Origin of the sequence: Christensenella minuta (assembly GCF_003628755.1) — a bacterium.
Classification (GTDB): domain Bacteria; phylum Bacillota; class Clostridia; order Christensenellales; family Christensenellaceae; genus Christensenella; species Christensenella minuta.
Genome location: NZ_CP029256.1, coordinates 2,370,009 through 2,390,064 on the forward strand (window position 1 = coordinate 2,370,009; position 20,056 = coordinate 2,390,064).

The 20,056-nt window shown below is 56.2% G+C and carries 22 protein-coding genes; 16 read left to right on the forward strand and 6 right to left on the reverse strand.

Features of this window, described 5'->3' with window-relative positions; genetic code table 11:
• Positions 1 to 98: 98 nt before the first annotated feature.
• From dapF to B1H56_RS11360, 7 genes are all read left to right on the forward strand, one after another.
• On the forward strand, positions 99 to 899 hold the full coding sequence (gene dapF, locus B1H56_RS11330) for a diaminopimelate epimerase (protein WP_066519829.1): 801 nt from the start codon (positions 99 to 101) through the stop codon (positions 897 to 899).
• A gap of 175 nt (positions 900 to 1,074) precedes the next feature.
• Complete coding sequence (locus tag B1H56_RS11335) at positions 1,075 to 2,442, forward strand: CCA tRNA nucleotidyltransferase (RefSeq protein WP_066519837.1); 1,368 nt, start codon at positions 1,075 to 1,077, stop codon at positions 2,440 to 2,442.
• Between the two features lie 40 nt (positions 2,443 to 2,482).
• Positions 2,483 to 3,397: an alpha/beta fold hydrolase gene (locus tag B1H56_RS11340; protein WP_066519843.1), complete on the forward strand. Its 915-nt coding sequence runs from the start codon at positions 2,483 to 2,485 to the stop codon at positions 3,395 to 3,397.
• Between the two features lie 3 nt (positions 3,398 to 3,400).
• Positions 3,401 to 4,840 carry a DnaD domain-containing protein gene (locus tag B1H56_RS11345; RefSeq protein ID WP_066519849.1) on the forward strand — a complete coding sequence of 480 codons (1,440 nt, stop codon included), beginning with the start codon at positions 3,401 to 3,403 and terminating at the stop codon, positions 4,838 to 4,840.
• Positions 4,830 to 5,747 (forward strand): ATP-binding protein, encoded by a 918-nt coding sequence (locus tag B1H56_RS11350; protein ID WP_066519859.1) that lies wholly within the window; start codon positions 4,830 to 4,832, stop codon positions 5,745 to 5,747. The genes B1H56_RS11345 and B1H56_RS11350 overlap by 11 nt, the downstream gene beginning before the upstream one ends.
• Positions 5,696 to 5,965 (forward strand): thiamine pyrophosphate-binding protein, encoded by a 270-nt coding sequence (locus B1H56_RS14995; protein ID WP_207644461.1) that lies wholly within the window; start codon positions 5,696 to 5,698, stop codon positions 5,963 to 5,965. Before B1H56_RS11350 ends, B1H56_RS14995 begins: the two co-directional genes overlap by 52 nt.
• 218 nt (positions 5,966 to 6,183) lie before the next feature.
• A complete protein-coding gene (locus B1H56_RS11360; protein WP_066519865.1) occupies positions 6,184 to 6,828 on the forward strand; it encodes a CDGSH iron-sulfur domain-containing protein in 645 nt (214 codons plus the stop codon).
• A gap of 107 nt (positions 6,829 to 6,935) precedes the next feature.
• On the opposite strand, the gene B1H56_RS14645 is transcribed toward B1H56_RS11360, so the two are convergent.
• Positions 6,936 to 7,127: a hypothetical protein gene (locus B1H56_RS14645; protein ID WP_147554691.1), complete on the reverse strand. Its 192-nt coding sequence runs from the start codon at positions 7,125 to 7,127 to the stop codon at positions 6,936 to 6,938.
• Between the two features lie 292 nt (positions 7,128 to 7,419).
• On the opposite strand from B1H56_RS14645, the gene B1H56_RS11370 reads away from it, so the two are divergent.
• The 3 genes from B1H56_RS11370 to B1H56_RS11380 are packed head-to-tail and all read left to right on the forward strand — an operon-like array spanning position 7,420 to position 9,804.
• Complete coding sequence (locus B1H56_RS11370) at positions 7,420 to 7,812, forward strand: Fur family transcriptional regulator (protein WP_066519869.1); 393 nt, start codon at positions 7,420 to 7,422, stop codon at positions 7,810 to 7,812.
• A gap of 1 nt (position 7,813) precedes the next feature.
• Entirely contained in the window at positions 7,814 to 8,356 is a 543-nt protein-coding gene (gene rbr, locus B1H56_RS11375; protein ID WP_066519872.1) for a rubrerythrin, read from the forward strand.
• A 29-nt stretch (positions 8,357 to 8,385) separates the two neighbouring features.
• Positions 8,386 to 9,804 (forward strand): glutamate synthase-related protein, encoded by a 1,419-nt coding sequence (locus B1H56_RS11380; RefSeq protein WP_066519876.1) that lies wholly within the window; start codon positions 8,386 to 8,388, stop codon positions 9,802 to 9,804.
• A 66-nt stretch (positions 9,805 to 9,870) separates the two neighbouring features.
• Here B1H56_RS11380 and B1H56_RS11385 read toward each other — a convergent pair whose 3' ends face one another.
• Positions 9,871 to 10,125, reverse strand: coding sequence for a TfoX/Sxy family protein (locus tag B1H56_RS11385; RefSeq protein ID WP_066519878.1), 255 nt, complete (start codon positions 10,123 to 10,125; stop codon positions 9,871 to 9,873).
• Between the two features lie 149 nt (positions 10,126 to 10,274).
• Between B1H56_RS11385 and B1H56_RS11390 the strand changes: the two genes are divergently transcribed.
• Entirely contained in the window at positions 10,275 to 10,667 is a 393-nt protein-coding gene (locus B1H56_RS11390; protein ID WP_066519880.1) for a hypothetical protein, read from the forward strand.
• Between the two features lie 128 nt (positions 10,668 to 10,795).
• Complete coding sequence (locus tag B1H56_RS11395; protein ID WP_066519882.1) at positions 10,796 to 11,623, forward strand: MerR family transcriptional regulator; 828 nt, start codon at positions 10,796 to 10,798, stop codon at positions 11,621 to 11,623.
• A 52-nt stretch (positions 11,624 to 11,675) separates the two neighbouring features.
• Here B1H56_RS11395 and B1H56_RS11400 read toward each other — a convergent pair whose 3' ends face one another.
• The 4 genes from B1H56_RS11400 to B1H56_RS11415 all read right to left on the reverse strand — a co-directional run bounded on the left by B1H56_RS11400 (position 11,676) and on the right by B1H56_RS11415 (position 14,962).
• Positions 11,676 to 12,683, reverse strand: coding sequence for a helix-turn-helix domain-containing protein (locus tag B1H56_RS11400; protein WP_066739880.1), 1,008 nt, complete (start codon positions 12,681 to 12,683; stop codon positions 11,676 to 11,678).
• A gap of 90 nt (positions 12,684 to 12,773) precedes the next feature.
• Positions 12,774 to 13,010, reverse strand: coding sequence for a putative signal transducing protein (locus B1H56_RS11405; protein ID WP_066519896.1), 237 nt, complete (start codon positions 13,008 to 13,010; stop codon positions 12,774 to 12,776).
• A gap of 23 nt (positions 13,011 to 13,033) precedes the next feature.
• Entirely contained in the window at positions 13,034 to 13,501 is a 468-nt protein-coding gene (locus tag B1H56_RS11410; RefSeq protein WP_207667490.1) for a zinc ribbon domain-containing protein, read from the reverse strand.
• An 87-nt stretch (positions 13,502 to 13,588) separates the two neighbouring features.
• The gene (locus B1H56_RS11415; RefSeq protein WP_066519903.1) at positions 13,589 to 14,962 is read right to left on the reverse strand and encodes an MATE family efflux transporter; all 1,374 of its coding nucleotides are present in this window, start codon (positions 14,960 to 14,962) and stop codon (positions 13,589 to 13,591) included.
• A 513-nt stretch (positions 14,963 to 15,475) separates the two neighbouring features.
• Between B1H56_RS11415 and B1H56_RS11420 the strand changes: the two genes are divergently transcribed.
• The 4 genes from B1H56_RS11420 to B1H56_RS11435 all read left to right on the forward strand — a co-directional run bounded on the left by B1H56_RS11420 (position 15,476) and on the right by B1H56_RS11435 (position 20,044).
• Positions 15,476 to 16,324 (forward strand): MurR/RpiR family transcriptional regulator, encoded by an 849-nt coding sequence (locus tag B1H56_RS11420; RefSeq protein ID WP_066519904.1) that lies wholly within the window; start codon positions 15,476 to 15,478, stop codon positions 16,322 to 16,324.
• 151 nt (positions 16,325 to 16,475) lie between these two features.
• Entirely contained in the window at positions 16,476 to 17,495 is a 1,020-nt protein-coding gene (locus B1H56_RS11425; protein WP_066519907.1) for a sugar ABC transporter substrate-binding protein, read from the forward strand.
• Positions 17,496 to 17,577: 82 nt separating this feature from the next.
• Positions 17,578 to 19,086: a sugar ABC transporter ATP-binding protein gene (locus B1H56_RS11430; protein WP_066519909.1), complete on the forward strand. Its 1,509-nt coding sequence runs from the start codon at positions 17,578 to 17,580 to the stop codon at positions 19,084 to 19,086.
• The gene (locus B1H56_RS11435; RefSeq protein WP_066519911.1) at positions 19,076 to 20,044 is read left to right on the forward strand and encodes an ABC transporter permease; all 969 of its coding nucleotides are present in this window, start codon (positions 19,076 to 19,078) and stop codon (positions 20,042 to 20,044) included. Before B1H56_RS11430 ends, B1H56_RS11435 begins: the two co-directional genes overlap by 11 nt.
• The last annotated feature ends 12 nt before the right edge of the window (positions 20,045 to 20,056 follow it).

The window sequence follows — 20,056 nt, forward strand, 5'->3', positions numbered from 1 at the left end:
GCCAAAACTCCGCGTGGGGCGATTGCCCCCTGCCCTTGTGAAGGGCTTCTTATTTGAAAAGAGCGGGGAATCAGGTTAAGAGCAGTGAGGTGTAAAGCATGCATATCACGAAAATGCACGGACTGGGAAATGATTTTATTGTAATTGAAGAGCGGGCTGCGGACCCCGCCGGATTGGCGCGCGGCCTGTGCAGGCGGCGTCTTTCGGTAGGCGCGGACGGACTGCTCCTGGTGGAGCCGAGCGAAATTGCGGACGTAAAGATGCGCATCATCAATGCCGACGGGTCGGAAGCGGAGATGTGCGGCAACGGCGTGCGCTGCTTCGCCCGCTATGTATATGATAAAGGAATCGTAAAAACGCCGGACATGGCGATCGAAACGCTTGCGGGCGTAGTGCGGCCGCGGCTTGTCGTAGAAAACGGCGAGGTGGCGGCGGTGCGGGTGGATATGGGCGTGCCCTCCTTCGCGGCGGCGGACGTTCCCGTGCTGGCGGACGATCCGCTCGACTTTGAGGTGTGCGGGCAGCGCGCGGCGAGCGTGCTCTGCGGCGTGCCGCACACGCTGGTCCTGACGGACGAACTTGAAACTGCGGAGATCGGCACCGCCGGCCCGCGCATCGAAAAAGACCCGCTGTTCCCGCGCGGGACCAATGTGAACTTTGTACGGCTCATCGACCGGCACACCGCTCAGATGCGCACATGGGAACGCGGCGCGGGCAGGACGCTCGCCTGCGGCACAGGCGCGGCGGGGTGCGCGGCGCTCCTGCACAAAAAGGGCCTTGCCGCAAACGAGATCGATATGCACGTACAGGCGGGCGTGCTGCACATCGAGCTTGCGCCGGACGGACACGCCTTCATGACGGGCGCGGCGGCGTATGTGTTCGAGGGGGAAACGTTTTAAGCGGGCGGCTTACAAAGAGGCCCCTGCTTTCCTGCGGTGCATGGAAAGTCCAATTTGACTGAACTTGACCGGGCCGGAGGCGAGAGGGAGGTTGCGGCCGTCCGGCGGCTGCCTTGCGAAGCGAAACAGAACCCTTAATGTCCAGCCCACAAGGAAAAGAGTCAGGCGGAAGGAAATGGAAGCACACATCGAACGTTTTTTTACAATCTGGAGCGAAGCGGGCCTGCCTCCCTGCTATCTGGTAGGCGGCTATCCCCGCAACAGCCTGCTCGGGCTTGCGGGTACGGACCTTGACCTTGCCTCGCCCGCCCCGCCGCAGGCGCTTTGCGCGCTGCCCGCTCCCGAGATCGCCCTTGAGGAACGGACCTATGGCCTTGGGACGGCGGTCGTGAAGCAGCGCTTCGGGGATGCGCTTTATGTGTATGAATATACGGCGTTCCGCTGTGACAACTACGGACGCGGGGGCGGACACAAGCCGCGGAACGTGCGCTTTACGGAGGACATCCGGGAAGACGCGCTGCGCCGCGATTTTACGGTGAACGCGCTTTACATGGGGGCGGACGGCACGGTCGCGGACCCGACTGGACGCGGGATTGCGGCGCTGGCGGGAAAGCTTATCGAGCAGGTGACGCCGGAGACGCTCACGCAGGATGCGCTGCGCATCCTGCGCATGGTGCGCTTTGCGGCGGAGCTTGGCTTCACGGTAGGGCGGGACACATGGGAGTGCGCAAAGGCGCATATAAACGGCCTTGCGGATATCTCGCGGGAACGGGTCCGCGACGAATTCGTGAAGATCCTCATGGCGGATGCGAAGTACGGCGGCAAAGACGGCGTACTCCGCGGTCTGCACATGCTGAAGGAGCTGGGAGCGCTTTCCTGTATCGTCCCCGCGCTCGCGGAGGGAGACGGCATGGAGCAAAACGCGCAGTACCACGCATACGACGTGCTGGAGCATTCGCTGCAAGCATGCGCGTGCGCGCCCGCAGACCTTGTGACCCGGCTTGCGGCGCTGCTGCACGACATCGGCAAGCCGGCGGCGCTGCGCGAAACGGGAAAAATGTACGGGCACGATCAAAGGGGCGCCGCGCTTGCGCGGTCGGCCCTTAAAGACCTGCGTTTCGATAAAGGGACGGCGGACGAAGTATGCGCGCTGGTGGGCGCCCACATGTTCGACCTCGATAACCGCGCCGGGCGCAAGGCTGTGGTGCGTATGATCGCACGGCTCGGGGAACGGCAGTTTTTACGTCTCGCGGATGTGCGCGAAGCGGACTTCTGCGGTTCGGGAAAAGGGAATCCGGCGCCCTCCGCCGGGAAGTGGCGGGAAACGCTGCGGGAGCTTAAGGAAGCGGACGCGCCCATCTCGCGGCGGCAGCTTGCCGTGAACGGCGGCGACGTGATGCGCGAACTCCATATCCCGCCCGGAAAACGTGTGGGCGAGATTCTTTCTGCCCTGCATGCGTACGCTTTGAAAAAACCGTCGCAAAATAGCTACAAAAATCTAATCAGATATGCTAAAATAATAAATACTCATGGAAACGAATAACCGACAGGAATGCCTGCATTAATATTGGGAGGAAGCAGCAGTGTTTGAACCGATCAGCATCAAAAAATTTCTCAACAGGGAGCACGTTGGCGAATATGCCGACGTGGAGTTCGATACCTATATTGACGACCACGGGAAAGAGGAAGTAGAAGACATCCGCCTGCCCCTGCATTATTTTGAAGGAGGCGAAGGCGAGCCTCTGATCCTGGTGCATGGCATCGGCCAGTCCCTCTACGCCTGGCGCAACAATTTTGAAGAGCTTGCAAAATCCTTCCATGTTTATGCGATTGACCTTCCGGGGCATGGATTTTCCGGGAAACCGCAGATGAGCTACAGCATCGAGGAATTTGCGCTTGCCCTCGAATCCTTTATGAACGTGCAGGAGCTTCCGGCGGCGCACTTCTGCGCCTTTGGCGAAGCGGCGGCCTATGTGCTGGATTTCGTGATGCACAATGTGAACCGTGCGGGCCGGCTGGTGTTTATTTCGCCCATGCTCACGTCAAACGGCGGCGGCGTCGCCAAAACAAAGGGCCTGCCCTCCATCCTTGGCCTGACGGCGGGCAAGATGATGCTTTCGGAGAACGGGGTGCGCGGGGTGCTCGAGGACTGCTATTTCGACAGGACCCTCGTTACGGACGAGGTTGCCAAGGAATACGCCATGGGCCTTTTGGACCGCGACTACAAGGTGATCGCGAAAATGTGCGTGGGCAATTTCATCGACGACGATATCAAGCAAAATATCCATAGCGTAAAAAACCCGCTGCTTGTGATCCTCGGGGCGGAAGACAAGATCACCGGCGGCCAGAAGAGCGAATTCCTCCAGTTTCCGCTGGCGGCGGCAAGCTCGCTCACCGTGCGGAACTGCGGCTTCTTTGTAAACGAGGAAAAGCCGGATAAGGTAAACGAGGCGATCGTGGAATTCTGTAAGCCAAAAAAACAGGGCAAGGAAGCGTAGTCAATGATTAAGTTCACGCTGGACGAGCAGGCAACGACGCCCGTTCCGACCATATTTTTAAAAAAATATATGTGCGACGCGCCGGCGGATTACGTAAAGGTCTACCTGTACGGACTGTGTCTCGCGAACGCGGGTACGCAGCTTTCGGACGTGGAGCTCGAGGCGGAGCTGCACATGACGGCTTCACAGATCGAGGCGGCGCTCAACTATTGGTGCCTCAAGGGCCAGATGACAAAAAGCGGCGCCAAATATGCGTTTGTGATGCCGGACAGCACCACAAAAGAGGACGAGCCGAAAAAACGGCGCGCGCCCCTTTATGAGATGCAGAATTTCAACAACATGCTGCGCACGGTCCTCGCCCGGGACCTTTCACCTGCGGAGTTGAACAAAATTTACGACTATACCGACGTGTTTGGCCTGCCGCAGGAAGTGGTGCTCGCATTGGTGGAATACTGTGTGGCGGAACGCGGAAACCGCATCAGCGTGGCATACCTCGACAAGGTGGCCGAGGGCTGGAGCGAGGAAGGCGTCAACACCCTGGAAAAAGCGCAGCAGAAGATCGAAGGCTATAAAGCGGTATCGGGCGGGGCAAACCGGCTGATGCGGCTGATGGGCCTGCACGGAAAATACCCGGGCAAGACCGAGATGGACCTTTACAATAAATGGACAGAGAAATGGGGCTTCACGCACGAGGCGATCGAATTCGTGATGAAGGGCAAGGAGTTTTCCAAGGACCAGCCCTTTAAATATCTCGACGCGATCCTGCGCTCCCTTTACGACAGGGGCATCACATCCTCCCGCAAGATAAATGAATTCTACACCGCGCAGAAGGAGCGCCGGGCCAATATCAAGGAAATATTGACCGCGCTCAAATATTCGCGCATCGTGGTCGCCCCCAAGCACGAGCAGTTTTACGACGAATGGCGGTCGGCGGGCTTCCCGCAGCAGATCATCCTGCTTGCGTGCGCGCAGTCCGTGAAAATCGGCAGCCGCCGCTTCGAGTCCGTGGACGGCTTCCTGAAGGACTGGAAGCAGCAGAACCTCGGGACAGAGGACGAGATCAAAAAATACCTGCGCAAGCAAAACACCATCGACCGCAAGATCACGCAGGTCTACGAAAGCGCGGGCGTGGAGCGCGCCGTGGGCGAGGCAGACCGGCGGACCTATTTGCGGCTGACGCAGGAAAAAGGGCTTTCGCACGATGTGCTTTTGTATGCGGCAGAATACAGTTCCTTAAAAGACCGGCCGTTTGAATACATGATGAAGGTTTTAAACCGCTGGGCGGAGGAAGGCGTGGATACGCTTGAAAAGGCACAGAAACAGAATTTGAGCAACCTGTTTGCCAAAGCGCCGGGTACGATGGAGCGCGAATATTCCGACGAGGAAAAGAAGAAGCGCGAACAGGACGCATATGCGGATATGGAGCGGCTGTATGGCGAATAAGACTGTGATCGACCTGCTGGAGGACTTTTCTTTCCGGCACGCGAAGATCGACCAGGAAAACGAGCGCCGGATGAAAAGCGACGCACAGATCATGGGGCTTGAGGAAAAAAAGCGCGCGCTGCTTGCGGAAAAGCTGAAGCGCGCTTTTTTGGCGGAGGATGCTACCGGGTTCGATGCGGAGATCATGGAGCTCGAGCGCAGGCAGGAGGAGATCGCCCGCAAAAAGGGGCTGATGGTTCCGTATGCGTGCGCGGCGTGCCGGGATACGGGCCTTGTGGGCAGAAAATACTGCACCTGCTTTTTGCGCGAGGTCTATCAAACCATTTATGGCGCGGTGGATGTGGACACGGTTGCCGAATGCTTCGGGCGCGCGGACATGTCCGTGTTCGACGGGAAAAAGGAGCTTGCCATGGGCAGGACGCAGCGATCGCTCGCGGAGCTTGCCTACGGCATCTGCAAAAAATATGTGGACTCGTTTCCCCAAACCCCGCGCCTGAACCTTCTTTTGCGCGGCAAGGCGGGGCTGGGGAAATCCTATTTGCTGCGGTGCATCGCGGCGGCGGCGCGGGAAAAGGGCGTGGACGTGTGCCTCATCCGCGCGGGCGAGCTGTTCGGCGCGTTCTTCCGGCACCGCATGGGCGAAGAGATGCCGCTTTCCTTCCTGCAGGACGCGCAGCTGCTGCTGATCGACGATCTCGGCACCGAGCCAATGACGCAGAACGTGACCACAGAATATCTGTTCGACCTTTTAAACCGCAGGATAGAAGCGGGCAGGCACACGGCGGTGGCCACCAATGTCGAGGACCTGCAAGCAAGGTACGGCGAGCGCATCTCGTCGCGGCTTGAATCGCGCGAGTGCGCGGTGCTCATGCTCGACGGAGAGGACCTGCGCCTGCGGCGGGCGTAGCGCTCGGTTCCCGGCTCAGGGACAACGGGGCATACACCTATGCGGTGATCGGCGACGGAGAAACGGACGAGGGCCTCGTGTGGAAAGCGGCGATGCATGCGGGGCATAAAAAACTGGAACGGCTGATCGCTTTTACGGATTACAACAAAATGCAGCTTGACGGGAAGATCACGGAAAGCAACGCGCTCGAGCCGCTGGCGGACAAATGGCGTTCCTGATGGAAAAATTCGGGATGCGCGCGGAAGATATCGCGGAAGCGGCGCGGCAGGCGGTTGCCGCGAAATAAACGGGACGAGGCAGGAGCCGCGGGCGGGAAACCAAAGCAGGCTCCTGCTTTTTTGTTCCGCGCTTTTCGCGCGGGATACGAATGTTTAGCCTGCTTTTTGCAAGGGTATAGGTAATAAAATATAAAAATAACGTCCAAGGAGTCAGGCATATGCGTATCAAAGTATTGAAGGACGGGCCGTACGAGGTCACGGGGAACGTACCGCTGCGGGAAATGAAGATCGGCGCAAACGAAGCGGGCGAATCCACGCGCTGGGTGGATGGAAAAACGTTCAAAACGGAAGAGACCTATCACCTGTGCCGGTGCGGGAAATCTAAAAACAAGCCCTTTTGCGACGGCAGCCACACGCACGGCTTCGACGGCACGGAAACGGCGGACAACATGAGCTACGACGATACGGCGGTCGTTTACTGCGGCGACGGAATGGAGCTGATGGACGACGAAGGCCTGTGTGCGGTGGCGCGCTTTTGTGACGCGGCAGGAAGCACATGGAGGCTCATTAACGGCGCGGAAAACGAGGCGCTTGCCATCCGCCAGGCGTGCGATTGTCCGTCCGGGCGGCTCACAGTCGTGAAGGACGGGAAAAAAATCGAGCCCAAGCTGCCCAGGGAGATTGCAGTGGTCGAGGACGAGCCGGAAGGAAAACACGGCCCGCTGTGGGTGCGCGGCGGCATCGAGATCGAGGCAGAGGACGGCACGGTATACGAGGTCAGGAACCGCGTGACCCTTTGCCGGTGCGGAGGCTCTGGCAATAAGCCGTTTTGCGACGCCATGCACATGGAGGACGGGAAATAAAACGCGCCGTTCCGTGCAGAAAACAGAAAAGCATCCGCATGGAACGGCCGCCGCAAAAAAAGAAGAGGCGCGCAAGCCTCTCCTTCAGGAAAACCGGATAAAGCCGCTTATTTCAGCTTACCGGCGATCGAATGCTCGGTCAGGGAAGAGAGGGAAAGCAGCCTTTCATTGACCATATCATGAAAACAGTTCGGCAGATGGTCCCGGTGGGCACGGTGCATAGCAACGCAGGATACACAGTCGCCGTGGTGCCTGCACGGCTCTTTGCAGGAGCAATGGTCCCCGCCGGACGCTTTCATTTTTTCAGCTGACCGAGAAACTTCTGCTCGAGTTTACGGGCTAAAGCCTGTCCCCGGCGTTAAAAGCAAGCATTGCCTGCGTTTCTTTTTCATTTCCATCGATAACCATATGAAATAACCCCTATATAAAGATTAAATAAGTATAGAATTATCCGGCAGGAAGTACAAGCAGAAGCGCAGCAGACAAGGTTCGCGCTCTTTTTCATTGATATAATATGGTTTCAGGGCTTGACAAAATCAAATTATTGATATATCTTATTAGATAAGAATTAATATCAATAACGGAGCAGAAATGAAGACGCGCAACACACTGCAAAAAAATATCATATTGGAGCAGGCGAGGAAGCTGCATCATCCTACGGCGGAAGAGGTGTATGAGGCGGTCGTTCAGGATCACCCGTCCATCAGCCGGGCAACGGTCTATCGGAACCTGAAAAAGATGTCGGAGGACGGGCTCATCGCTCATGTGCGCCTGCCCGGCGGTGCGGACCGTTTCGATTCCATGACGCACAGGCATTACCATATCCGCTGCAAGGAATGCGGCAGGGTTTTCGATGTGGATATGCCGTACCTTTCCGGGCTGGAAGGGCGGATCGCGGACAAGCACGGGTTTGATGTGGACGATCACGAGATTGTATTTGTCGGGCTGTGCCCTGACTGCAAAATAAAGAAAAGGGGTCAATAAGATGGAAAATTTAAAAGGAACGAAAACGGAAGCCAACCTGCAGGCGGCATTTGCGGGGGAATCTCAGGCAAGAAACAAATATACCTATTATGCGTCCAAGGCGCGCAAGGAAGGGTATAATCAGATCGCCGCTATTTTTGAAGAGACGGCGGGGAACGAAAAAGAGCACGCGAAAATTTGGTTCAAGCTCCTGCACGAGGGGGATATCCCGGATACGGCGGCCAACCTGAAAGATGCGGCTGCCGGGGAAAATTATGAATGGACGGATATGTATGCGGCCTTTGCGAAAGAAGCAAAGGAAGAGGGCTTTGACCGTATCGCGTTCCTGTTCGAGATGGTCGGGAAGATCGAGAAGGAGCATGAGGAACGCTACCGCAAGCTGGCGGAGAACCTTGAAAACGGGCTGGTGTTCTCGCGCGACGGAGACAGTATCTGGCAGTGCGCAAACTGCGGACATATTGTGATTGGTCCGAAGGCGCCGCAGATGTGCCCGGTATGCGCGCATCCGCAGGCATATTTCCAGATCAAAGCGGAAAATTACTAATCGTCCGGGAAAGGGGAGGATTGAGAATCGTGGCAAAATATGTGTGCGCGCTTTGCGGCAATATCTATGACGAGGATGCGGAAGGCGTTTTGTTTTCCGAGCTCCCCGACGGCTGGGAATGCCCCGTTTGTATGGGGCCGAAAGCAATGTATAAAGGGCAGGACGGAGAGCCTGCGGGCGGCCCGGACCATGCGTCCGCAGCCAAACCGCCAAAGAAAAACCCACTGAACCCGCTGGCGTGGCCGGAGGAATTCGTGCACCACGACGGAGGACTGCTGGATGAGATCCACACGCTCGCGGAAACGGGGAAATCGGTCACCGAGCCGATGGAAACGCAAATGCCGGTGCCCGGCTTTGACGATATCGTGCTTCTTGGGGCGCAGCTTGCGACGCCGCCGCTTGATGACGGCGCGCCGGTAAGTCTGCGTACTGTGATCGGCAAACACGCGAAACAGCCGATGGTGCTCGAAAGCCCCGTCTATGTTTCCCACATGAGCTTCGGTGCGCTTTCGCGGGAAACGAAGATTGCTCTCGCAAAGGGAAGCGCAATGGCAAAGACTGCCATATGCAGCGGCGAGGGCGGCGTCCTTCCGGAGGAAAAGGCGGCGGCATACAGGTATATCTTTGAATATGTGCCCAACCGTTATTGTGTGACGGATGAGAACCTGCGCGGCGCGGACGCGGTTGAGATTAAAATCGGGCAGGGGACCAAACCGGGAATGGGGGGCCATCTGCCCGGCGACAAGGTAACGCCTGAAATTGCCGCCCTGCGCGGGAAACCGGTGGGACAGGATGTCGTAAGCCCGTCCCGCTTTGAAGAGATCAATACGCCGGAAGATTTGAAGCGGCTGGTGTCGCAGCTGCGGGAACGCAGCGGCGGACGGCCCATCGGCGTGAAGATCGCAGCGGAGCACATTGAAAAAGACCTCGCGTTCATCACGCCCGCGCAGCCCGACTTTGTGACGGTGGATGGGCGCGGCGGGGCGACGGGGTCTTCGCCTAAGTTTTTGAAGGACGCGAGCAGCGTCCCCACCGTGTATGCGCTGTACCGCGCGAAAAAATACCTGCGGGAAAACGGGCTCGATATCGATCTCGTAATCACAGGGGGGCTGCGTACCAGCCGGGATTTTGTAAAGGCGCTGGCTATGGGCGCGGACGCAGTTGCCGTCGCATCGGCGGCGCTGATCGCGCTTGGCTGCCAGCGGTACCGCGTGTGCCACAAGGGCACCTGCCCGATGGGCATCGCCACGCAGGACCCGGAGCTGCGCGCGCGGCTTTCGGTGGATAAGGGAGCGCAGCGCGTAGCAAATTTCCTCGACGCTTCGGCAGAGGAATTGCGGGTGTTTGCGCGGTGCACGGGGCACGCGGATATCCACGGGTTTTCCGTGGAAGATATTGAAACGACGAGTTCCGGGCTTGCAAGCTATACCAATGTAAAGCATGTGTAACGGATCGGCCAGAGCACGGGGGAATCAAAAACAGGACGTCCTTTTGGACGTCCTGTTTTGCTTCACTTATTTTGCTTGCTGGTAAAAATCTTTCAGCTCCGCCTTTACCCCGGACGGCAGGTCGTGCCAGCGCACGCCGCGAACCGCGCCCTCAAGCGCGCACAGGCGGTTATAACACGCGGAAGGATCGGCCGACCGGATACGCAGCCACGCTTCGCGGCTGCCGGCCTCCTCCAGCTCTTCCGGCGTATGGATGCCCGCCTCCCCGAGCTGGCGTTCCAGCACGCTGCCGATGTTGATACATTGTGAAAGTTCGCCCACTGTCTCGTACCTCCTTTTGCAAAGCATAACACGTTCTGCAGGATTGCGCAATCCGCCGCGCCTTTTCCTTCCCGCAAGAACGGCGCCGGCCGGAAATATTGATATCTTTTTTATATGACTCCTGCGGGGAAGTATGATAGAATAGACCTATGGATCAGAAAACCTTTTGGCGGGAGCAAACCCCGCAGAAAACAAAATCATATATCATATGGGGCGTGCTCGGAGGGGCGTTCTTGTGCTTGAACGCGCTGATTTCGATGGCGCTTTACGGCGCGCTGGCGCTGATCGACGTGGCGCTGGTGGGCGGCCTTACGCTTGGCATGTACTTCAAGCAGAGCCGCGTGTGCGCGCTGGTCCTGCTGGCCCTGTTCGTATTTTCAAACGGGGTAAGCGCCTACTTTATAAAGCTTGGCGTGATGGAATGGATTTTGATCGTGGTGTTCGGCTATGCGCTTGTGTGCGGCGCGCTCGGGACGTTCGCGTTTCAGAAAGAATGGCGGGCGTATAGAAATAAAAACGCGCTTCCGCCCACGCAGGGCTAAGAGGAAACGAGGAATCCGGCGCAGCGGTGCGCCGGATTTTTTAACGAAAAAGAACTTGACTCTCCCCGTGCGGAAGGGTTTACGGTAAGATTACCCGGAAATACGCGCGTTTGAAAGGGAATTTATCAATGTACAGCATCGGAATGTTTTCAAAAATCTATCAGGTTACGCCCAAAACCCTGCGTCATTACGACGAACTCGGCCTGCTTGCGCCCGGCTATGTAGACGGTGAAACAGGCTACCGCTATTACGGACACGGGCAGGCGGTGCGCCTGCGGCGAATCCTGGAATTTAAGCGGATGGGGTTTTCTCTGCCCGAGATTCTTGAGATCATCGATCTTGCGCCGGACGGCGCGGAGCTTATGCGCCGCATTAAGGACAAGCAAGGGGAAATCAAAGAACGGATCAAGGAGGAAAACCGCAAGGCGGACAGGCTTGGACACTTCCTGCTGTACGGAACAGGAGAAACTATGCAGAACTATAAACCGGTCGTAAAACCGCTGCCCGGATGCGTCGCCGCATCCATGCGGCGGGTGATCCCGGACCACGGCGCACTGTTCGACCTTATGCCGAACGTCATGGGGCCTGAAATGATGCGCCTCGGCTGCGAATGCGCGGTCCCCGCATACTGCTTCAATATTTGCCGTGACGGCGAATACCGGGAAACGGATATCGATATGGAAATGTGCGAGGCGGTAGTGGAGGCGAAGGAAGATTCGGACATTGTGACCTTCAAGACCATCCCCGGGGTGCCGGAAGCGGTGTGCGTCAGGCACTACGGCGGATACGATACCTTTGCCCCGGCTCATGCGTTCGCTGCGGAGTGGGCTGCGCAAAATGGATACGAGCTGTGCGGGGAACCGCGCGAAAGCTATATCGACGGCATTTGGAACAGGGAGACTGTGGCCGAATGGATGACGGAAATCCAATTCCCCGTAAAAAAAGCGGGACGGTAAACAAAAAGCTGCCCTTTCCAGTGCCTGTGAATGCCTTTGCATAAAACGGGCGCTATTCCGCCGCGCCGGAAAAACCCGCAAAGGGAAGGGGGAACCTCCTGTATTCCAGGGGACGGCAGCCCATTTGCCTGCGGAAGGCTTCGGAAAACTTACTCGCGTTTTCATAGCCTACGCTGTCCGCGATATCTGCAATGCTGCGGTCGGTCTTGCGCAGCGCCTGCGCGGCGGCGTACAGGCGGTATTCCCGGTGCCAGGCGTAAACGGGCTTTCCGTAGATCGCCTTGAAGCAGGTCTTGAGCGCGGTGGTGCTGAGTCCGTATTTTTCCGCGAGGTCGGCGAGCGTAATATGCTGGTCGAGCTTTTCCATCAGTTCCGCGCGGATGCGCTTGACGCTTTCCACCTGCGCTCTGGGAAAATACGGACGGTCCTCCCCATTCGTTTCCAACGGCGCTATGCTGAGGAAAAGCAGCAGTTCCAGGATCTTCACCTTGAAATACCCGCTCCGGATGTTCTTTTCCACATCATACAGCCGGTCGAAAATATCTCCGATCCGTGGGGCAGCGCGCATCATAAAACACGGCCGGCTGCCGATGATCCGCTCTTTCAGCGCCCGAAGGTCAATGCCGATGCCGCCCCATATGCCGGAGAGCGCCGCCTGCGCTGTTTCGATGCGGATAAAGACCTCCGCGCCCTGGTAGTAGCCGAGGGGAAACCCGGAAGAAATGCGCTGTACGCTCCAAATATTCGCGGAAAGGTCTCCCTCCCCGAGGTATCCGTAAAAATTGCCGCTGAGCCTGCACTCGAAACGCCCGCTGCGGCAGTGGTTGATCTCCAAAATATCATCCCTGCCGCCCGTTTGTGCTTCGGCGCAGTGGAATGCATGGAAATCGTTGAAGATCAGCTCGATACCCGGAAAAACCCGGTAAATGACCATTGTACCATCACCGTCCCGGCAGTCCAGGTGGAACACTGTTTTTTCCCCGGTCTGCTCGAGGATATCGGCCTTGCCGCCGAACAGGCGGTCTTCCCCGATCATTGCACTCAAAGAATGGTCCTTCATTTTGTCCTCCCGGGGAAAGCATAGCATAAAAATAAAGTGTTAGCAATAGCTAACTTTCCGGAAATACAAAATATGCAGCCCGGAACAATTTCAATTTTCGCCGGAGATCATGCCTTCCACCGCATCCTGCGCGGCGGTAAAATCGGCCTCGGAAACAAAGATATCGTCTCCGTAAAGGGACGAGCCTGTATAGGCGTTCATAGCTTCGCCAAAATACCTTGACCTTGGCTGTGTAATGACGGGAATACCGTTCTGGTCGAGAACGTCTGTAATCATTGCGGTTTCAACTGCGCTCGCAGTCGAGGCGAGCAGAACGCGTTTTTCCATAAGGGATCATCCTTTCAGATTGGTTAATTGGAAAAGACAACGGCGCAGGCAATAAGCGCCCTAACAATGACGGCTGCAAGCAGGATACGTATATGCCGGGCCGGATCGGGCGAAGCCTGTTCCTCCTGCGCGCCGCCTTCCTCATCTTCGGCGCAATTGCCGTCCAGGATGGAAGCGGCGATCTCCATAGCGGAACCGTAATCCATACGGTCCACAAAAATATCGCGGCCCTCCGCCTGCCCGGAGGAAGCGTCCTGCGGTTCGCGGGCAAACGCGGGAATGGCGCTATTGTTCAGCATATTGATGAGCATGGCGCTTGATTCGCGGCTGCAGGCGGAAACGAGGAACACGCGGTTCGCTTCGCCGCCATAGGCGGACGGGGCAGCCTTTTCCGTCATCTGGGAAAGTTTTTCCACCAAACGCGCGCCGCAGTCGGCGCATACGGTATAGCCTTCGTCATATTCCGTCCTGCAATTGGGGCAAAACGGCATAACGCTCACCATCCTTTTTTCCAATAGTAACACAATAAGAGGCTGTATAACAAGAGAAATGTTCTTTTTAGGAAAAGACAGCGTCCGTTATTTCGGGACAGCGCCGCGTTGCACGGACGGCCCGGGCCGCCCGGCCCTTTTCGCCAGCCAAAAGAAATAACCCGCGCAGAGGATAATTTGCACCACTGAAGAGGCAGGGGTCGCAAGGCCGATCATAAAGAGGGATACGCCCGGGATACGGCTTACAAAGTAGGAAATGGGGATACGCACGGCAAACGCGCTGGCAATCCCCTGCACCATCACGAAAAACGTCTTGCCGCAGCCGTTGAAATACCCCATGAAGCAAAAGAGGAACGAGGTCAGCAGGCAGTCTATGGCATAGGCGCGCAGGTAATCCGCCGCCGCGGAGATTACCGCCGCGTCCCGGGCAAAAACGGCAGCCAACGCGCTTCCGTGAAAAAAGGAAACGTATGCGATCAGCACGCCTGCGGCAAGGGAGGAAAGGATTCCGTACAAAAGCGCTTTCCTTGCCCTTCCGGGCTCGTTCGCGCCGATGTTCTGCGCCACGAATGCGGACATGGACTGCATATAGGCCGAGGGTACCAGCATGATAAAGGCGCACAGCTTTTCCGCCACGCCGATGCCCGCCGAAGCGGTGAGGCCGAGGGCGTTCACGATCGCGAGGATCACGAGGAAGGAAATACTCACAAGAAGGTCCTGTAGAGCAATGGGCGAGCCCAGCTTTACGATCTTGCCGATCAGCCTGCGGTCGAAGCGAATGTCCTTTTTGGAAAAGGAAAAAGGCAGCGCGCGTTTGCGGATGATGAGCAGGGAAAGAAGCACGCTCACGGCCTGCGCCGCCACCGTCGCGATCGCCGCGCCCGTGACGTCCATGCGAAGCGCTCCCACCAACAAAAGGTCGCCGCCGATATTCACCACGCACGCGATGGCCACGGTAATGAGGGGCATTTTGGAATCGCCGATCCCGCGGAAAATGCTGCCGATGACATTGAAGGCTACGATGAAAATGCTCCCCGCCGAACAAATCTGCACATAAGAGACGGTGCCCTGCGCAGCCTCGGACGGGGCGCGCATTAAAACGGCAAGGGAGTCTGCGGCGAGGATCATAACGACGGTAAGTCCCGCGGCGATTGCCGCAAACAGGGCGATGCCGCTGCCGATGGCACGGCCTGCGTCGCGGAACCGTTTTTCGCCGATCCTCTGCCCGACAAGTATGGTGATCCCCATGGAAAGGCCGACAATCACAATCGTCAGCGTCTGCATAATCTGGCTTCCCGTGGAAACGGCGGATACGCCCGCCGCAGTGCCGAATTGGCCGACGACAAGCAAATCGACCGCACCATACATGGCCTGCAAAAACAGCGCCAGCAGTACGGGAAGCGCAAAACGGATCAGCGGTGAAAAAATTTTCCCCTGTGTGAAATTGCGGGTCTCAGGCATTGCTAAACCTCCTTAAAACAACAAAAAAGCCGGACAGCATACCGGGCGCACCCGACATCTTATCCGGCTTTGCAATTGCGATCACAAGCCCTCCGATGAACAAAAAAATTATAATATGGAACGGGCGGCCTTGTCAATGAGGCCCCCCGGGAGTTTCCCTTCCAGGAAATGGGGCGGCCGCCCGTACATAGGCCGGGATTACGTCAAATTTAATTAATAAATCCGAAGTTAAACTTCAAAAAAATAATTAAAAAATGAAGTAAAAACGCAGAGAAAAATTAAAAATTCGGCGGAAAGAAAATTCAAAAAAGGCAAATAAATCCAATTAAAAAGGGGATTATTATAAAAACGAGCAAATATAAACAAAAATAATTTTTTAAATAAAACTTCAAATTATAAAAAATATATTGACACTTAAACTTGAAGTTGTTATCATGAAGGTGAAGTTAAGAAGGACATTATCCATCCATTCACGAATATAAATAAGAAAACAATAAAAAGGTGGACGTCTGTATGACATCGATTGATAATGATATTTTTGTAAAGGTTAGATTCCTCTACCCCTCCCTGTCCAAATCGGAAAAAGCCGTTGCGGACATCCTGCTGGACGAAGGGGAGAACGTCACGAATTATACGATTGCGGAATATGCCGAAAAGGCGGGATGCAGCGACGCTTCCATCCTGCGCTTCTGCCGGCGGCTTGGTGTGGAGGGCTTTGCGGACCTCAAGCAGCAGCTTGCTGACGTTACCTCATACACTTATGACCACGGCGCATACCGGATTTCAAAGGAGGACGGCCTGCGGACGATTTTCCAGAAAATTATCTGGTATTACGAGCGGACCCTCAAAGATACGCTTACATTATATAACGATGATTACGATAACGCGCTGGAGGCGATGCGCAAGGCCAAGGCGATCCATTTCTTCGGCGTGGGGGACGCGCACCTTGTGTGCCAGGCGGCCCAGATGAAATTTGCCCGGATCGGCATCAACTGCACTGCCTACAGCGATACGGCCCTGATGCTGGCGACGGCCAGCCTGCTCGGGGAAGACGACGTGGTAGTCGGTATTTCCTTCTCCGGCGACACGCGCGTCGTTGTGGACGCCACAAGGATCGCCCGGGAAAACGGCGCGAAAACAATTTGTATCGTACATTTTGAAAAATCAAAGCTGGCGAAATATGCGGATATCAGGCTCTTCACGGCCACGACCGACATGACGGCCGGGCACGATGAAATTGCGAGGAGGGCCGCGGAGCACGCGATCATAGAAACCCTCTATATGGGCATGATTACAAAGGATGCGGAGAAATATAAGCCCCGGATCAAAAAGACGATCTCCGCGATTATTGCAAACAAATAAAACCTGAACGAAACTGAATCCCAAACATCATTTTAAAACGGCAAAGCCTTGGCGGAAAACAGGGTGTCTTTCCTATTGCCTGATATACCCCCGATTGCGTACGAATCGGGTCTATATAAAAAATCTGAAAAGGAAAAAAATGGAGGTAAACATGAAAAAGAAGTTTGTTTGTATGTTGGCGGTTTTCGTGGTTGGCATTTTAATGTTCACGGCATGCGCACAGCCTGCGGCACCTGTGGAGAGCGGAAGCGCTTCGCCGGAGGCTTCAGCGGAGGAAACCCCGGCGGAAACGGGAGACGGGGGCGGCGCCCCGCAGTATAAAATGGCCTTTTCCGGGTCGGAGCTTGCCAACCCGTGGGTCGCAATGGTAAAAGACGGCTTTGAAGCGGCGTGCAAAGACAACGGGATCGAATTCGTATCCCTCAATGCGGGCAGCGACGTAGACCAGCAGGTCGCGGATGTGGAAAACGTGATTGAAAGCGGATATAACGCGCTGGTGTTCAACCCGATCGACGGAACGGCGCTTGATACGGTGCTGAACAAAGCGACGGACGAAGGGATCGCCAGCGTAACGATCGCCCAAACGGCGGACGCGGCGACGGCGGGCATCGTGCTGGACGACGCCGCATACGGCGCGGTCATCGGGCAGAACGCAGTCGACTGGATCAATGAAAACCTTGGCGGCAAGGGCAAGGTTGCGGTTTTAGCGGAAGACAACATCCAGTCCTCCATCGCCCGCGGCGACGCGATCGTGGCGGCAATCGAAAAGGGCTGCCCGGATGTTGAAATCGTCGCGCGGCAGCACGCGAACACGCCCGAACTCGGACTCAGCGTTACAGAAAACCTGCTGCTCCAGCATCCCGACCTCAATGTGGTTGTGGCCTGCAACGATTCCGGCGGCGTAGGCGCGTTCCAAGCATTTGAAAATGCAGGCATCTCCGGCGACGACCGCGCAATCTTCTCGGGCGACAAGACCGACGAGGCGGTTGGATATATGAAGCAGGAGAACAGCATCTACCGCGGAACGGCGGACCTGCATCCCTACGAGAGCGGCTATAATGCGGTCCTGATGGCGCTCGAATACCTCAAGAGCGGGCTTCCGGCGGAGCAGGAGCAGGTGCCTCTCGAAATGGAGCCGATTACCCAAGCGCAGATTTTGGCGGAAGGGTAAAAAATCCGGCGTATAACCCCGTCCCGCACCTTTCAAGCGGGACGGGACGCCGGATTTGAACCGGCCGGAAGGGAGAAAAAGAATGGACTTACTAAAGATCGATCACCTGTCGAAATATTATTCCGGCGTAAAGGCGTTGGACGACATTTCGTTTTCCGTGCGGGAAGGGGAAATCCATGCGATCTGCGGGGAAAACGGAGCGGGAAAATCCACGCTGATTAAGGTACTGACCGGGGCGATCCATCCGACAAAGGGTGGATTTGAATTTGACGGAAAGGCCTACGATAAAATGACGCCGCACCAGGCAATGGAGGCGGGAATCCGCGCGATTTACCAGGAATTCACATTGATCCCCTATCTTTCCATCGCTGAGAACCTGTTTTACGGACATGAATTGATGAAGGGGATGGTCCGGGACAGCGAGGCCATGAACAGCCGCACGCGCGAGCTGTGCGAGGAGATCGGTGTGGATCTGAACCCCAGGGCCAAGGTGGAAACGCTCGGGATCGCGCAACAGCAGATCGTGGAAATCTTGAAGGCGGTGTCGCAAAGCGCAAAGCTGTTTATCATGGATGAACCGACCGCGCCGCTTACGCTCAAGGAAACAAAGATATTTTTCAGGATCATTGAAAAGCTGAAAGCGGAGGGTGCGACGATTATTTATATTTCGCACCGTCTGGAAGAAATTTTTGAACTGTGCGACAGCATTACGGTGTTTTGCGACGGAAGGTATGTCGTAACGAAAAAAACGGAAGAGCTGGACAAAAAACAGCTGATCGCGTATATGGTGGGCCGGGAGCTCGGGGAAAATTATCCGCGGGCGGCTCAGCGGCCCGGCGGGGAGGCCCTGAGGGTGGAGGACCTGGAGGGACCGAGGCTCCATGGCGTAAGCTTTTCCCTGCGGAAGGGCGAAATCCTTGGCTTTGGGGGTCTTATCGGCGCGGGACGCACCGAGCTTGCCCGGGCAATTTTCGGCGCTGATAAGATTACCGGGGGGAAAATTATATTAAATGGAAAAGAATATAAACCCAAGTCGCCTGCAGCCGCCCTCAGGGCCGGCATCGGCCTTATCCCGGAGGACAGGAAAAATCAGGGGCTGATTATGGAAATGTCGGTGAAACAGAATATTTCCATCGGCGTGCTTGACAAGGTAGCAAATAAAAAGCCGTATCTCAGCAAAAAGCGCGAGACGGATTATTCGGATCAATATATCCGTGAGCTGAAAATTAAAACGCCGGCCGATACGCAGCTGGTCAAAAACCTTTCGGGGGGCAACCAGCAAAAGGTTGTGCTTGCGAAAATGATGGCGGTGAACTGCGATATCCTGATCTTTGACGAGCCGACGCGGGGGATCGACGTAGGGGCGAAACAGGAAATCTATACCCTGATGCGCGCGCTGGCCGACAACGGCAAGGCGATCATCATGATTAGTTCGGAAATGCCGGAGTTGATCGGCATGTCGGACCGCATCGCCGTCATGAGCAACGGGTATCATGTGGCGGAATTGGAACGGGAAGAATTTTCGCAGGAAAAGATACTGGAGTATGCTTCCAGCAAACTGGTTTTGGAGGGGAACAACAATGATAAATGATAAAAGAAAGACGATGGTTAACTATTTGCTGGATTATGGCATCGTGATCGTCCTTGCCGCCCTGATGGTTGTGTTTTCCATCACGTCCGATAAATTCCTGAGCGCAAGCACCCTGTTCACGATCCTGCGGCAGGTGGCGGTAACAGGCATTATCTCGGTCGGTATGACGTTTGTCATGCTGACAGGGGGCATCGACCTTTCGGTCGGTTCGGTCGCGGGCGTGGTCAGCGTGCTCGGCGCGGTGCTGATGGTTTCGGGAGTCCCGATCTTTGGGGCGGTCGTCATCTGCTTAATGATCGCCGCAGGCTTCGGCTTCGTAAACGGCGTCTGTGTGAATGTATTCAATATCCCGCCGCTCATCGGTACGCTGGGCGTTATGACCTCCCTGCGCGGCGTGGCCTACCTCGTTTCCAACGGCGTTCCGGTTTATGGTTTTGACGAGGGATTCAAGCAGTTTGCACAGGGGTCGCTCGGCCCGATTCCCTATCCCGTGCTGCTTATGGTGGGCGTGTTCCTGGTGGGCGCGTTTATTCTCATGAAAACACGGACGGGACGCTATATCTACGGCGTGGGTGGAAACGAGGAAGCAAGCCGCCTTTCGGGCGTGGGTGTAACCAAAACAAAATACCTTGTTTATACGGTCAGCGGACTGCTCTCCGGGCTCGCAGGGCTCGTGCTCCTGGCGCGGACCAACAGCGGCCAGCCAAGCGCGGGCGACGGCTATGAGATGGATGCGATCACGGCGGTAGTCCTGGGCGGCGTCAGCATTGCGGGCGGCAAGGGCAATATCTGGCTGGTCGTCGTGGGCGTTGTCATCATGGGAACGCTTTCAACAGGTATGGTTATGAACAACATCAACGATTACGTACAGCAGGTCATCAAGGGAATCGTGCTTGTCGCAGCCGTTGCGTTCGCACAGTTTTCACAGAAGGTGAAGGCAAACAACATCGTGGTATAAACGGAAATACAG